This is a genomic window from Agreia sp. PsM10, from assembly GCF_030433855.1.
In the GTDB taxonomy this organism is placed as follows: Bacteria; Actinomycetota; Actinomycetes; order Actinomycetales; family Microbacteriaceae; genus Agreia.
This window is the reverse complement of record NZ_JARUXC010000005.1, coordinates 15040-29215: the sequence shown is the minus strand read 5'-3', so window position 1 is coordinate 29215 and position 14176 is coordinate 15040. Positions and strand designations below refer to the sequence as shown.

Sequence of the window (14176 nt, the reverse complement as noted above, 5' to 3'; positions counted from 1 at the left end):
GTCGAGGCCGCAGGCCCGTGTGCGAGGTCGGCTAGCCCTTCGATGCGTACGAGCCGGTGCGCAGCTCGTCGAGGAGGCTCGGACCGTTCGGCTCCCAGCCCAGATCGATGCGTGCGGCGCTTCCGCGCGCCTGCTGGTCGAGCAACAGCGCGTCGGCGAACGCCTCTCCGAGACGGGCCCGGGTCTCCTCGATCGTGCGCTCCTCGACGCGGGAGTCGAGCTTCTGGCCGAACGCGGCGGCCTCGCCGATTTCGCGCACGGTGGGGTTCTCGCCACTGGCGCCGATGTAGGTGGAGCCGGACTCGCCGAGATCGAAGGCGAGGATGTACAGCTCGGCCAGGTCGTCGACGTGCACCGTCGTCCAGTGCTGCGAGCCGTCGCCCACGAGCTGCACGGCGGGCGCCGTTCCCTGGCCGTCCTGTTCGGCGATGAAGATGCTCGGGATGCCTGCACCGTGCCCGAAGACGATGGCAGGCGCGATCAGGGTGGTGGAGACGCCCTGGGCCTCGAGCACGCGCTTCTCGATCTCCCAGCGCCACGCGGTGATGGGCGGGGCATCGCGGGGAGAGTCCTCGGTGATGTCGGGGTTGCTGCCCCACACCCAGATTCCGCCGGTGTGCACGTAGCGCTTGTCGCTGCCCTCGAGTCCGGCGAAGACGGCTGTCACGAATGAATCGTCGACGTCGCGGCTGGAGTCGTCGCCGGGAGAGGCGAGGTGAATGACGCCGTCGCTCGCGATCGCCAGTTCCGTCACCAGCTCCGAGTCGGTGATGTCGCCGATCATCGCTGCGGCTCCGAGAGCCTCGACCTTGGCGGCCTTCTCGGGCGAACGCACGAGGGCGGTCACATCGCGCCCCTGCAGTCGGAGCTGGCGGAGGACTGCGGACCCGATGTAGCCGGAGGCGCCGGTAAGGAGAATACTCATGACCACATTCAACCGCGCCGGAGAACCGACCGCCTCCTCTCCGTGACGAAAAGCGTCGGCCTCGAACAACGTGAGAGAATGGGCGCTTACCTGCCGTACGACACAAGAGGAACGTGTGAGCCCGTTAGCTACGAAGGCCCTGGAGCCGGCATCCACCGACCCCGCGTTCATTCGCAATTTCTGCATCATCGCCCACATCGACCACGGCAAGTCCACGCTGGCCGACCGCATGCTGCAGATCACCGGCGTGGTGAGCGACAGAGACATGCGCGCCCAGTACCTCGACCGCATGGACATCGAGCGTGAGCGCGGCATCACCATCAAGAGCCAGGCCGTGCGCATGCCCTGGTCGCTCGACGGCCAGACCTATGCGCTGAACATGATCGACACCCCCGGGCACGTCGACTTCACCTATGAGGTGTCCCGATCGCTCGCGGCGTGCGAGGGTGCTCTCCTGCTCGTCGACGCCGCGCAGGGCATCGAGGCGCAGACCCTCGCGAACCTCTACCTCGCGCTCGACAACGACCTCACGATCATCCCGGTGCTCAACAAGATCGACCTGCCCGCGGCAGACCCCGACAAGTACGCGCAAGAACTGGCGAGCCTGATCGGGGGCAAGCCCGAAGACGTGCTACGCGTCTCGGGCAAGACCGGCGTGGGTGTGCCCGAGCTGCTCGATCGCCTCACCGCCCTGGTTCCCGCCCCGCAGGGCGATCCGGATGCCGCGGCTCGCGCCATGATCTTCGACTCGGTGTACGACTCCTACCGCGGCGTCGTCACCTACGTGCGCATGATCGACGGCAAGCTCTCGCCCCGCGAGAAGATCCAGATGATGTCGACGCGCGCCACGCACGAGATCCTCGAGATCGGCGTCTCCTCGCCCGAGCCGACGCCCAGCAAGGGTCTCGGTGTCGGCGAGGTCGGCTACCTGATCACGGGTGTGAAAGACGTTCGCCAGTCGAAGGTCGGCGACACGGTCACCACGCACGCCAAGCCGGCCACCGAGGCGCTGCCCGGATACACCGAGCCCCTACCGATGGTCTTCTCGGGTCTGTACCCGATCGACGGAACCGACTACCCGGCCCTCCGCGAAGCCCTCGACAAGCTGAAGCTCAGCGACGCGTCGCTGGTCTACGAGCCCGAGACCTCCGTGGCGCTCGGCTTCGGCTTCCGCTGCGGCTTCCTCGGCCTGCTGCACCTCGAGATCATCAACGAGCGGCTCGAGCGCGAGTTCGGGCTCGACCTCATCGCCACGGCGCCGAGCGTCATCTACGAGGTGACCACCGAAGACAAGAAGACGGTCACGGTCACCAACCCGAGCGAGTTCCCGTCGGGCAAGATCACCAGCGTGCACGAGCCGATCGTCAAGGCCGCCATCCTGGCGCCGAAAGACTACGTCGGCGTCATCATGGAGCTCTGCCAGAGCCGTCGGGGCACCCTCCTGGGCATGGAGTTCCTCGGCGAGGACCGCGTCGAGATCCGCTACACCATGCCGCTCGCAGAGATCGTCTTCGACTTCTTCGACAGCCTCAAGTCGAAGACCGCGGGGTACGCCTCGCTCGACTACGAGCCCGTCGGCGACCAGGAGGCCGACCTGGTGAAGGTCGACATCCTGCTGCAGGGCGAGCAGGTCGACGCGTTCAGCGCGATCGTGCACCGCGACAAGGCCCAGGCCTACGGCGCCCTCATGACGGAGCGCCTGCGCAAGCTCATTCCGCGCCAGCAGTTCGAGGTCCCCATCCAGGCGGCCATCGGCGCCCGCATCATCGCCCGCGAGTCGATCCGGGCCATGCGCAAAGACGTTCTCGCCAAGTGCTACGGCGGTGACATCAGCCGCAAGCGCAAGCTCCTCGAGAAGCAGAAGGAGGGCAAGAAGCGCATGAAGATGGTCGGCCGCGTCGAGGTGCCCCAGGGCGCCTTCATCGCCGCCCTCTCCGGCGACACGGAGACGAAGAAAGACAAGAAGTAGCCCGATGGCACAGCGCTCCACCCACACCGGCGAGTCCCTCACCTACGCGGCCGTCGGCGCCTCGCAGGCCGACGATCTCATGTTCTACCCGCCCAAGGGGTACAGGCCGGCCGAGGACAGCATCCGCATCGGCTCCGGTCGCGACCGCTTCGAGGCCGCCGCGGCGACCCTGCTCGCCTGGGGCGTGCAGAAGAACAGCGGCATCGTGGTGTCGAACATCGAACTGCCCACGCCGAGCGACACCGACTACGCCGGACTCGTCTACGACGCCGACGGCACGCCCCTGGCCCCGCGCGACGTCAATCCCGAGCTCACCTACTCCGAAGACGGCACGCCGCAGATCTCGGCCGGGGTCACGGCCGACCTGCGCATCCGGGCCTACGGCCGCGAGGTCACGGCACCCGTGCGCGTGGTGCTCGTGATCGACGAGCCGAACGAGGCGGGCTTCGCCTACGGAACGCTCCCCGGGCATCCGGAGGAGGGCGAGGAGAGCTTCGTCGTCACCCACGAGCCCGACGACTCGGTCTGGTTCACTGTTCGCGCCTTCTCCAGGGGCAGCACGCCGTTCTACCGGGCGGTGGCTCCGCTGCTCCGTCGTCAGCAGCGACTGATGACGAAACGCTATCTGCGGGCTCTTCTTCCCGGACGCGCGGCGTGAGCAGTTCCCGCGCGTCTGCAGCGCTCTGATGGGTGCCGCGCTTCCCCTCGGCGATCCCGCCCCCCTCGACGGCATGCTGCCCGCCGACTCCGCACGGGATGCGGCCTCCCGCAACTTCGGCGTCTACCTGCACGTGCCGTTCTGCCGGGTGCGTTGCGGCTACTGCGACTTCAACACCTACACGGCCACCGAGCTGCGGGGTGCCAAGCAGTCCGACTACGCGTCGCAGGCCGTCGCCGAGGTCGACCTCGCCCGTCGCGTGCTCGACGAGTCGGGCGTGCCGGCCAGGCCCGTGTCGACGGTCTTCTTCGGGGGAGGCACGCCGACGCTCCTGCCCGCCGAGAACCTCGTGCGCATGCTCGGCTCGGTTCGCGACGCCTGGGGGTTCCAGCCGGGGGCCGAGGTCACCACCGAGGCGAACCCCGACAGCGTCGACGCCGACTACCTGAAGACCCTCGCCGACGCCGGATTCACCAGGGTCAGCTTCGGCATGCAGTCCGCCGTGCCGCACGTGCTGCGCACACTCGACCGCACCCACGACCCTGAGCGGGTTCCGCTGGTCGTGCAGTGGGCGCGCGAGGCCGGGCTCCAGGTGAGCCTCGACCTCATCTACGGAACGCCGGGGGAGTCGCTCGAGAACTGGCGCACCTCGCTCGAGAGCGCCCTCGCGTCGGCTCCCGATCATCTGTCGGCCTACGCGCTCATCGTCGAGCAGGGCACGAAGCTCGCGCGGCAGATCAAGTCGGGAGAGGTCGAGGAGCCCGACGACGACCTCGAGGCCGACATGTACGAACTGGCCGACGCCATGCTCGCCGCAGCCGGATACTCCTGGTACGAGGTCAGCAACTGGGCCGCCGACGAGAGGTACGTGTCGCGGCACAACCTCGCCTACTGGCAGGGTCACGACTGGTGGGGCGTGGGCCCCGGAGCGCACAGCTACGTCGGCGACACCCGGTGGTGGAACGTGAAGCATCCGGCCGCGTACGCCGAGCGCATCGCCGCAGGCCATTCGCCGGCCGCCGGCAGAGAGACACTGGATGCCGCGACGCGCGAGACCGAGCGGGTTCTGCTCCTCACGCGCATCCGGGAAGGCCTGCGAGTGGACTCGCTCGCGGCGGAGCCGAGGCGAGAGGTCGCAGGCCTGATCGCCGACGGCCTCATCGACGGGCGCTCGGCCATCGCGGGCACCGTGGTGCTGACGCTGCGCGGTCGGCTTCTCGCCGACGCCGTCGTGCGCCGACTCACCGATTAGCGAGCCGGCGACACGGCTACTTGACGAAGCGGAAGATCAGCGGGTAACGGTAGAACTCGCCCGCGTTCGACTTCACGGCGGCGATGATCATGAAGATGATCGCGGCGACTGCCAGCGGCAGGGCGAGGATCGTGCCGATGAAGAACGTGGGTATGCCGATGAGCACGAGGGCCGCCATGTAGATGGCCAGGGAGATCTGGAAGTTCAGCTCCTCGAGGGTGTGCTGCCGGATGAACTCGCCGCGGCTCTTCAGGACGAGGTAACCCACGAGCGCGGGCAGGAATCCGAACAGGATTCCTCCGAGGTGGATGAGCGTCGCCCAGAGGCGCTGGTCTTGCGGCGTCATAGGCGGCTGGGGCTGGTATGCGGTCTCGAACGGAGGCGGGGCTGCAGTCATGTCACCCATTAAACCAACAAGCGCCGACCGACACGAGGTGTCGACCGGCGCTCGGTGCGGAATGGGCTACTTGATGGGGGATTACTTGATGAGGCGGATGGCGAAGGGGTAGCGGTAGGTGCCGCCGCCGTTCACCTTCACGCCGCCGATGATCGGGAAGACGATCTGGGCCGCCCAGATCGCCAGGACCAGGATCAGGGCGAGAATCGGACCGAGGATGGGGATGAACGCCAGGATCGCGCTCAGGATGGCATACGCCACCCACGCTATGGCGATCGTGATCTGGTAGTTGAGCGACTCCTTGCCCTCCTGGTTGACCAGGGGGCCGCGGTCTTTGAAGACCAGCCAGATGATGAGGGGAGGGATGAAGCTCAGCACGCCTCCGAAGTGCGCGAGCGAGGCCCACAGCTTGTCGTCGGACTGGCTCAGTGGTGCACCCGGCGCCGCGGCCGGCTGCGGCGTGTATCCGGGAGGCGGCGTCTGGCCTGCAGGCGGCGAGCCGTACTGCGGCGGAACGGAGCCGCCGGCCGGTGTTCCGAAGTCGGGCGGAACCTGCCCTGCCGGTGGGGTGTACGGGGGAGGTGTCGGCTCGCCCGAGCCCGGATTGTTCTGCGGCGTCGAGTTGGGATCGGACATGAGTCGCGGCCTTTCGTCACTGGATGTGGGCTTCAGCACAAGATACTGCGGAACGGGTTCGGCGGGCAATGATCCCCATGGTCCGCGGGCAAGATATAATTGGCACTCAGGATCTCGGAGTGCCAATCGTTCGCGAGCCTGTGCACACGACGCACGCGACAGAGTGCAGACGAGAGAGAGGTGACGACATGGTCTCGGACCGCAGCCTCGAAGTGCTCCGCGTCATCGTGCAGGACTATGTGGCCTCGCGCGAGCCGGTGGGGTCGAAGTCGATCGTCGACCGGCATTCGTTCGGTGTCTCGGCGGCCACCATCCGCAACGACATGGCGCTCCTCGAAGAAGAAGAACTGATCACCGCGCCGCACACCTCGTCGGGCCGCATACCCACCGACAAGGGATACCGGCTCTTCGTCGACCATCTCGCCGATCTGAAGCCGCTCACTCCGGCCCAGCGGCAGGCCATCGAGACGTTCCTCGGCGAGTCCGCAGACCTCGACGACGTGCTCGCCCGCACCGTGCGCCTCCTTTCTCAGCTCACCCGGCAGGTCGCCATGGTGCAGTACCCCTCGCTGCAGCAGGCCCGGTTCCGCCACCTCGAGGTGGTGGCCCTCGCTCCCCAGAAGCTGCTCCTCGTCGTGATCACCGACTCCGGCCACGTCGACCAGCGGGTCGTCGACGTGCCGGGCGAGGTCGATGTCGACTTCATCGGCGAGATCCGGGCAAAGCTCAACACCGCGCTCGCGGGCGTCGGCGTCGTCGAGGCCGCGGCCCGGCTCGGAGATCTTCCCGGCATGTTCGCCGCCTCCCGCACGCCCGTGGTGCGGGCCATCGTTGCGGCCATCGCCGAGCACGTGGCGGCCACGCGACACGACAAGCTCGTGATCGCCGGGGCATCCAACCTGGTGCGCACCGAAAACGACTTCCACGGAAGCATCCTGCCCGTGCTCGAAGCGGTCGAGGAGCAGGTCGTGCTGCTTCGGCTGTTCAGCGAGCTCGAGGCCGACCAGCGCGGCGTCTCCGTGAGCATCGGCCGCGAGAACGCTCCATTCGGGCTGGGCGAGACGTCCATCCTGGCGAGCGGGTACAGCGCGCAGGGCGGATCGCTCGCCCACCTCGGTGTGCTCGGCCCGACACGAATGGACTATTCGAGCAACATCGCCGCGGTGCGCGCGGTGGCCCGATATCTCTCCCGAGCACTCGGGGAGAGTTGATCCTGTACTTTCTCGCGCCGATCCGGCGACGACCCGATCCGACAGAACGCTGCCGTCCCACGGCCAGCGAATCCCGAATCATAAGGAGACGCCCGCGTGGCTGACCATTACGACGTGCTGGGTGTGGACAAGAGTGCCACGCCCGAAGAGATCAAGAAGGCCTACCGACGGCTCGCTCGAGAGCTGCACCCCGACGTCAACTCGGCGCCGGATGCCGAGGAGAAGTTCAAGGCGGTCACCCACGCCTACGACGTGCTGAGCGACCCCGGCCAGCGGCGCGACTACGATCGCGGTCCGCAGCAGGGCTTCCCGGGCGGGGCCGGCGGTTTCGGCGGCTTCGGCGACATCTTCGAGACCTTCTTCGGTGCCCAGGGCGGCTCGCGGGGTCCGAAGTCCCGCGAGGAACGCGGCCAGGACGCGCTGCTCCGGGTCGAGATCGACCTCGGCGAGGTCATCTTCGGAACCCACCGCGACCTCGAGGTCGACACGGCCGTGGTCTGCGAGACCTGCAACGGGTCGTGCTGCCAGCCCGGCACCTCTCCGGTCACCTGCGACATCTGCGGCGGCAGCGGCCAGATCCAGCGTGCCGTGCGCTCGCTGCTCGGCAACGTCATGACGAGCGCACCCTGCGGTACCTGCCGCGGCTACGGCACCGTCATCCCCGCGCCCTGCGTCACCTGCCAGGGCCAGGGCCGCGTGCGCGCCCGTCGGTCGATCCCCGTCGACATCCCCGCCGGCGTAGACACGGGCCTGCGCCTGCAGCTCATCGGACAGGGCGAGGTCGGCCCCGCGGGCGGACCCAACGGCGACCTGTACCTCGAGATGAAGGTGCGCCACCACGACGTCTTCAGCCGCAACGGCGACGACATCCTGTGCACGCTCGAGGTCTTCATGTGGGACGCGGTGCTCGGCACCACGTCGACGGTCACGGCTCTCGACGGCGACATCGAGGTGGAGATCAAGCCCGGCATCCAGAGCGCCGAGATCATCACGGTCAAGGGCCGGGGCATCACCCACCTGCGCGGGCAGGGTCGGGGAGACCTGAAGATCGGCGTGCAGGTCACGACGCCGACCAAACTCGATCACAAGCAGAAGGAGCTCATGAAGCAGCTCGCCCAGGCCCACAAGTACCCGGCTCCCAACCTCGGTCACTTCCAGCAGGGCCTGTTCGCCAAACTGCGCGACCGCTTCCTCAACGTCTGAGCATGAGTTCGCTCTTCCTGCGCTCCGACCTGGCAGCCGTGCCGCACGCGGTCGGCGACGGCGTGGCGCTGGCGGGTCCCGAGGCGCGGCACGCGGTGACCGTGAATCGGCTCCGTGTGGGCGAGGTCATTTCGATCGGCGACGGCGCCGGGCTCGTGGTTCGGGGCCCCATCACCGTCGTCGAGGCGGCAGCGCTCGAGATCCGGGTCGAGTCGTCGACCCTCGATGAGGCGCCGGTTCCCGAGGTCTGGCTCGCCCAGGCCCTCGCCAAGGGCGATCGCGACGAACTCGCCGTTCAGGCGGCGACGGAGCTCGGCGTCTCGGGCGTCATACCCTGGGCCGCGGAGCGCTCCATCTCGAAGTGGTCGGGCGCGAAGATCGCCAAGGGCATGGAGCGCTGGGGCGCGATCGTGCGCGAGGCGGCGAAGCAGTCGATCCGGTCGTGGGTGCCGGCCGTCGAGCAGCACATGACAACGAAGCAGCTCGCCCGGCTGGCCGACGACGCCACCGTGCTCGTGCTCGACCCCACGGCCGAGGCCCGCCTGTCCGACGTCGTGCTGCCGCCGGATGCGCGCATCCTCGTTCTCGTGGTCGGTCCCGAGGGCGGCATCGCCCCCCACGAGCTCGACCTCTTCGAGCGCCAGGGCGCCGTGCGGGTGCGCCTCGGCGACGAGATCCTGCGCACCTCGACGGCCGGCCCATCCGCGCTCGCCGTGCTCAACGTGAGACTGAAGCGCTGGTGACCGGCCTGCGGGTGAACTGTGCCGAGAGCGAACGTATCCGTCGGCATCCGCGACGGCGGCCTCCGCGCTCTTAAGATAGACGCATGTCACCCACAGACGACTCGCCCTCGATCTTCTCGCGCATCGTCGCGCGCGAGATCCCCGCCACCATCGTGGCCGAGACCGACACCGTGATCGCGTTCGAAGACATCGCCCCCAAGGCGCCCGTGCACGTTCTCGTGGTTCCGAAGACCGAGGCGTACCGCAACGTCGTCGAACTGGCCGAGGGCGACCCTGCCCTGCTGGCCGAGGTCGTGGCGCTCGCATCCCGCATCGCCGACGAGCGCGCGGGCGGAGAATTCAGACTGGTCTTCAACACCGGTGAGGCCGCGGGCCAGACCGTATTCCACGTGCACGCGCACATTCTCGCCGGAGGACTCGGAGAGGATTCCCTTGCCGACGGCTGAGAATTCCACACCGGGCGAAGCCAGACTCTTCATCGACGGCATCGCCATGGTGCGCCTGCTCGGCCCCCAGGACAGGCTCCTGTCGACGATCGAGAAGCAGTATCCGGGCGTCGACGTGCACGTGCGCGGCAACGAGGTCACCCTCACCGGCGACGACGCAGACGAGGTCGAGTCGGCTCGACGTCTCGTCGACGAACTCCTCGTGATGATCAAGAACGGACAAGATTTGACCTCCACCGAAGTCACGTCGAGCGCAGCCATCCTCGACGCCGACAAGACCGCGAGCCCTGTCGACCTGCTCGGCCAGGCCATCCTGTCGACGCGGGGCAAGAGCATCCGGCCCAAGACCGCCGGTCAGAAGGCCTACGTCGACGCGATCGACCTCAACACCATCGTCTTCGGCATCGGCCCGGCCGGCACGGGCAAGACGTACCTGGCCATGGCCAAGGCCGTCCAGGCCCTGCAGCGCAAAGAGGTCAACCGCATCATCCTCACGCGACCGGCCGTCGAGGCGGGGGAGCGCCTCGGCTACCTGCCCGGAACGCTGACCGACAAGATCGATCCCTACCTGCGACCGCTCTACGACGCCCTGAACGAGATGCTCGATCCCGAGGTCGTTCCCAAGCTCCTTGCCGCCGGCACGATCGAGGTCGCCCCTCTCGCCTACATGCGCGGTCGAACACTGAACGACTCGTTCATCGTGCTCGACGAGGCGCAGAACACGAGCCCGGAGCAGATGAAGATGTTCCTCACGCGACTCGGATTCGGATCGCGCATGGTGATCACGGGTGACATCACCCAGGTCGACCTGCCGGTCGGAACGAGCGGGCTCCAGCTCGTCACGCGTGTGCTCTCGGGCATCGACGACATCCATTTCGCCACCATGACGAGCGCCGACGTCGTCCGACACACACTCGTGGGTCAGATCGTCGACGCGTACACGAAGTACGACCAGATCCAGATGGCGCGGAAGGCCGGCGAGAAGGTCGGCGCCTCCGAGCGAGACCAAAGGTATAAGAAGCAGCGATGACCATCGAGATCAACAACGAGTCCGCGATCGAAGTCGACGAGACGGCGATCCTGAGGCTCGCGACCTATGCCCTCGACCAGCTGCACGTGCACCCCGATGCCGAGCTGGCGATCGTGCTCGTCGACGAGGCCGCCATGGAGCAGCTCCACGTTCAGTGGATGGACGAGCCGGGTCCGACCGACGTCCTGAGCTTCCCCATGGACGAGCTGCGTCCGGGAACCGAAGACGCCCCCACCCCTCCCGGACTGCTCGGCGACATCGTGCTGTGTCCTCAAGTGGCCGAGGCGCAGGCGGTCGGCGCTGGGCACTCCACCCTCGACGAGCTGCAGCTCCTGACAGCCCACGGCGTTCTCCACCTCCTCGGCTTCGACCATGCCGAACCCGACGAGGAGAAGGAGATGTTCGGTCTGCAACGAGACATCCTCACCGGTTTCGCGGCCACTGAGCGCCGCCGCCGTACATGATCACAGCACTCTTCCTGGTCGCGGCATTCGTGCTCGTGGCCCTGGGCGGGCTCTTCGCCGCGACGGACGCGGCCCTCGTGGTGCTGTCGCGCGCCGACATCGCCGAACTGGCCGAGAAGTACCGGGCGAAGAGGTCGCTCCGCGCGATCGCATCAGACCCCAGTCCCCACATGAACGTGGTCAACTTCGCCCGCGTCGTCTCGGAGACGACCGCCGCGGTGCTGGTGACCATCGTGCTGTCGGTGTGGATCGAGGGCCCGTGGCTCGTTCTGCTGTTCGCCGCGCTGATCATGACCGTCGTGTCGTTCGTTCTCGTGGGGTCGAGCCCGCGCAGCGTGGGCCGGGCACACCCGCAGGCGGTCGTGGGACTCACTGCGCTGCTCGTGCACAGCCTGCGGGTCGTGCTCGGGCCCATCGCGGGCGCGCTCGTGGCGTTCGGCAATCGCGTCACTCCCGGGCGTCCGCGTTCCGCCGCGTTCACCTCGGAGCAGCAGCTTCTCAGCATGGTCGACGAGGCGACCGAGCTCGATGTGCTCGAGGAGGAGGACCGAGAGCTCATCCATTCGATCATCGATTTCAGCGATACCGTCGTGCGCGAGGTCATGATTCCGCGCACCGACATGGTGACTGTCGACTCCACGGCCACCGTGGGTCAGGGCATGGGACTCTTCCTCAGCACCGGCGTCTCCCGTATGCCCGTCGTCGCCGATGACGTCGACGAGATCGTCGGCATCCTGTATCTGCGCGATGTGGCCCGTCTCGCCTACGAGAAGCCGGCCGCGCTCGACAAGCGCACCGTGGGCAAGCTCGCACGCCCCGCGCTCTTCGTTCCCGAGTCGAAAAAAGTTGACGACACGCTGCGACAGATGCAGCTCGACTCCAATCACCTCGCCATGGTTGTGGATGAGTACGGCGGAATCGCCGGTCTCGTGACCCTCGAGGATCTGATCGAGGAATTGGTCGGAGACATCTCCGACGAGTACGACCGAGAGATCGTGGAGGTGGAGAACGTGTCGGAAGGCGTCTATCGCGTCAGCGCGCGTCTTCCCGTCGACGAACTGGGCGAACTCTTCGACCTCGAGCTCGACGACGACGACGTCGACTCCGTGGGAGGTCTCCTGTCCAAGGAGCTCGGACGTCTGCCCTCGAGCGGTTCCCGGGTCACGACATCGGGCCTCGTGCTCACAGCCGAACGCACCGAAGGCCGCCGCAAACGAATCAGCACCGTCCTGGTGCAACGAGACCAGTCGGCGCAGCCGCTCGTCTCAGAGAGAGGACCCGAGTGACCGACCCCGGCACCGACAGCCCGACACGCGACTTCCGGGCGGGATTCGTCTCGTTCGTCGGTCGTCCCAACGTGGGAAAGTCGACCCTGACGAACGCCCTCGTGGGCGAGAAGGTTGCGATCACCTCCTCCAAACCGCAGACGACACGCCGCGCCATCCGCGGCATCGTGCACCGCGCGGACGGGCAGCTGATCCTGGTCGACACCCCGGGCATGCACCGGCCGCGCACCCTTCTGGGCGAGCGACTCAATGCGATCGTGCAGACCACCCTGGGCGATGTCGACGTCATCGGCTTCTGCATTCCGGCGAACGAGAAGCTCGGCCCGGGCGACCGCTTCATCAACGAGCAGCTCGAGAGCTTTCCCAAAGCCAAGAAGGTCGCGATAGTGACGAAGATCGACGCGGCCTCGCGGCCCGCGGTCGCCGAACAGCTCCTCGCCGTTTCGGAGCTGCGCGACTGGGAGGCCGTGGTTCCCCTGTCTGCCCAGAGTCGCATCCAGCTCGACACCCTCTCGACCGAGCTCATCCGCCTCCTTCCCGTCTCTCCCCGGCTGTATCCGGCCGAGCAGACCACAGACGAAGGGCTCGAAGCGCGCATCTCCGAACTCATCCGCGAGGCCGCACTCGAGGGCGTGCACGACGAACTGCCGCACTCGCTCGCCGTCACCATCGACGACATCATCGAGCGCGACGACCGCGAGCTGGTCGAGATCTACGCCAACGTGTTCGTCGAACGCGACAGCCAGAAGGCCATCATCATCGGCAAAGGCGGGTCGCGGCTCGGCGCGGTGGGCGCCACCGCCCGCGAGCAGATCGAGCCGTTGATCGGCAAGCAGGTCTTCCTCAGCCTGCGCGTCAAGGTCGCCAAAGACTGGCAGCGCGATCCGAAGCAGCTCGGACGACTCGGATTCTGAGCACCCTCTGTCGGCGCGCATGCCAACGCGACCGGTAGCCTGTAACCCGTGATAACGAAAGAGAATCCGTTCGGCCAGGTGCTCGTGGCCCTCGTCACCCCGTTCACCGCCGAGGGCGAGGTCGACTGGCCCAGCGTCGAGAAGCACATCGACAACGTCATCAGCCATGGAGCCGACGGCATCGTGGTGTCGGGAACGACGGGGGAGACCTCGACCCTCACCGACGCCGAGAAGCTGCAGCTCGTTCAGGTCGCCAAGTCGGTCTCGGCCGGTCGCGCCAAGGTGCTCACCGGAGGCGGTTCGAACGAGACGGCCCACGCCATGCAGCTCGCCCGCCAGAGCGAGAAGGCCGGCGCCGACGGCAACCTCGTGGTCACCCCCTACTACAACAAGCCCACCCAGGCCGGGCTCCTCACGCACTTCCGCATGATCGCGGACTCGACCGACCTCCCTGTCATCCTCTACGACATTCCGGGCCGCACCGGCGTGCCGATTAAGTACGAGACGATCCTCCGCCTCGCCAAGCATCCGAACATCCTCGCCATCAAAGACGCCAAGGGCGACTTCAGCGAGGTGAGCCGGGTCATCAACCAGACCGACCTCATGTACTTCTCGGGCGACGACGCCAACGTGCTGCCGCACCTCTCCATCGGCGCGACCGGGCTCATCGGTGTCACGAACAACATCGCCTCGGGTCCGTACCGGGTCATGGTCGACGCGGTCAACGCGGGCGACCTCGCCACGGCGACAGCGGCGCACCAGGCTCTCGAGCCGCTCGTGCGCGCCGTGATGACCCACGTTCCCGGCACCGTCGCGGCCAAGTACATCCTGCATGGCCTCGGCCGCATCTCGAGCCCACGGGTGCGCCTGCCGCTCGTCGGCCCCGAGGAGTGGGAAGCCGCGCAGATCGAGAACGAGATCGACCTGGTCAAGGGAATCCCCTCGATCGACTTCACCAACTTCCGCCCCGACCGCAACGCCGCCGCCGGCGGCGCACTGCCGAAGGTCGCGGGCACAACACGCTGACCCTTCGGGGTCGGCA

Annotated in this window: 15 protein-coding genes; 12 read left to right on the top strand and 3 right to left on the bottom strand. The window is 67.4% G+C overall.

Going from position 1 to position 14176, the window contains the following annotated elements:
* Positions 1–31: 31 nt before the first annotated feature.
* Positions 32–925, bottom strand: coding sequence for an NAD-dependent epimerase/dehydratase family protein (locus QCD70_RS07700; RefSeq protein WP_301214786.1), 894 nt, complete (start codon positions 923–925; stop codon positions 32–34).
* Positions 926–1040: 115 nt separating this feature from the next.
* On the opposite strand from QCD70_RS07700, the gene lepA reads away from it, so the two are divergent.
* The 3 genes from lepA to hemW are packed head-to-tail and all read left to right on the top strand — an operon-like array spanning position 1041 to position 4804.
* The gene (gene lepA, locus QCD70_RS07695) at positions 1041–2894 is read left to right on the top strand and encodes a translation elongation factor 4 (RefSeq protein ID WP_301214785.1); all 1854 of its coding nucleotides are present in this window, start codon (positions 1041–1043) and stop codon (positions 2892–2894) included.
* A gap of 4 nt (positions 2895–2898) precedes the next feature.
* Positions 2899–3552 (top strand): DUF1990 family protein, encoded by a 654-nt coding sequence (locus tag QCD70_RS07690; protein WP_301214784.1) that lies wholly within the window; start codon positions 2899–2901, stop codon positions 3550–3552.
* Positions 3553–3580: 28 nt separating this feature from the next.
* On the top strand, positions 3581–4804 hold the full coding sequence (gene hemW, locus QCD70_RS07685; protein ID WP_301214783.1) for a radical SAM family heme chaperone HemW: 1224 nt from the start codon (positions 3581–3583) through the stop codon (positions 4802–4804).
* A gap of 16 nt (positions 4805–4820) precedes the next feature.
* Here the strand turns inward: hemW and QCD70_RS07680 are convergent, their stop codons facing one another.
* Both QCD70_RS07680 and QCD70_RS07675 read right to left on the bottom strand, forming a co-directional pair.
* Positions 4821–5201, bottom strand: a complete 381-nt coding sequence (locus tag QCD70_RS07680) for a DUF4870 domain-containing protein (RefSeq protein ID WP_301214782.1) — start codon at positions 5199–5201, stop codon at positions 4821–4823.
* Positions 5202–5282: 81 nt separating this feature from the next.
* Positions 5283–5837: a DUF4870 domain-containing protein gene (locus QCD70_RS07675; protein ID WP_301214781.1), complete on the bottom strand. Its 555-nt coding sequence runs from the start codon at positions 5835–5837 to the stop codon at positions 5283–5285.
* Between the two features lie 188 nt (positions 5838–6025).
* On the opposite strand from QCD70_RS07675, the gene hrcA reads away from it, so the two are divergent.
* The 9 genes from hrcA to dapA all read left to right on the top strand — a co-directional run bounded on the left by hrcA (position 6026) and on the right by dapA (position 14160).
* Positions 6026–7048: a heat-inducible transcriptional repressor HrcA gene (gene hrcA, locus QCD70_RS07670; protein ID WP_301214780.1), complete on the top strand. Its 1023-nt coding sequence runs from the start codon at positions 6026–6028 to the stop codon at positions 7046–7048.
* A gap of 96 nt (positions 7049–7144) precedes the next feature.
* Positions 7145–8251 carry a molecular chaperone DnaJ gene (gene dnaJ, locus QCD70_RS07665; protein WP_055932023.1) on the top strand — a complete coding sequence of 369 codons (1107 nt, stop codon included), beginning with the start codon at positions 7145–7147 and terminating at the stop codon, positions 8249–8251.
* Between the two features lie 2 nt (positions 8252–8253).
* Positions 8254–8994, top strand: coding sequence for a 16S rRNA (uracil(1498)-N(3))-methyltransferase (locus tag QCD70_RS07660; protein ID WP_301214779.1), 741 nt, complete (start codon positions 8254–8256; stop codon positions 8992–8994).
* Between the two features lie 83 nt (positions 8995–9077).
* Positions 9078–9440 carry a histidine triad nucleotide-binding protein gene (locus tag QCD70_RS07655; RefSeq protein WP_301214778.1) on the top strand — a complete coding sequence of 121 codons (363 nt, stop codon included), beginning with the start codon at positions 9078–9080 and terminating at the stop codon, positions 9438–9440.
* A gap of 46 nt (positions 9441–9486) precedes the next feature.
* A complete protein-coding gene (locus QCD70_RS07650; RefSeq protein WP_301215264.1) occupies positions 9487–10470 on the top strand; it encodes a PhoH family protein in 984 nt (327 codons plus the stop codon).
* The gene (gene ybeY, locus QCD70_RS07645) at positions 10467–10934 is read left to right on the top strand and encodes an rRNA maturation RNase YbeY (protein ID WP_301214777.1); all 468 of its coding nucleotides are present in this window, start codon (positions 10467–10469) and stop codon (positions 10932–10934) included. Before QCD70_RS07650 ends, ybeY begins: the two co-directional genes overlap by 4 nt.
* On the top strand, positions 10931–12220 hold the full coding sequence (locus tag QCD70_RS07640; RefSeq protein ID WP_301214776.1) for a hemolysin family protein: 1290 nt from the start codon (positions 10931–10933) through the stop codon (positions 12218–12220). The genes ybeY and QCD70_RS07640 overlap by 4 nt, the downstream gene beginning before the upstream one ends.
* A complete protein-coding gene (gene era / locus QCD70_RS07635; RefSeq protein ID WP_301214775.1) occupies positions 12217–13134 on the top strand; it encodes a GTPase Era in 918 nt (305 codons plus the stop codon). Before QCD70_RS07640 ends, era begins: the two co-directional genes overlap by 4 nt.
* Before the next feature lie 48 nt (positions 13135–13182).
* Positions 13183–14160, top strand: coding sequence for a 4-hydroxy-tetrahydrodipicolinate synthase (gene dapA / locus QCD70_RS07630; RefSeq protein WP_301214774.1), 978 nt, complete (start codon positions 13183–13185; stop codon positions 14158–14160).
* The last annotated feature ends 16 nt before the right edge of the window (positions 14161–14176 follow it).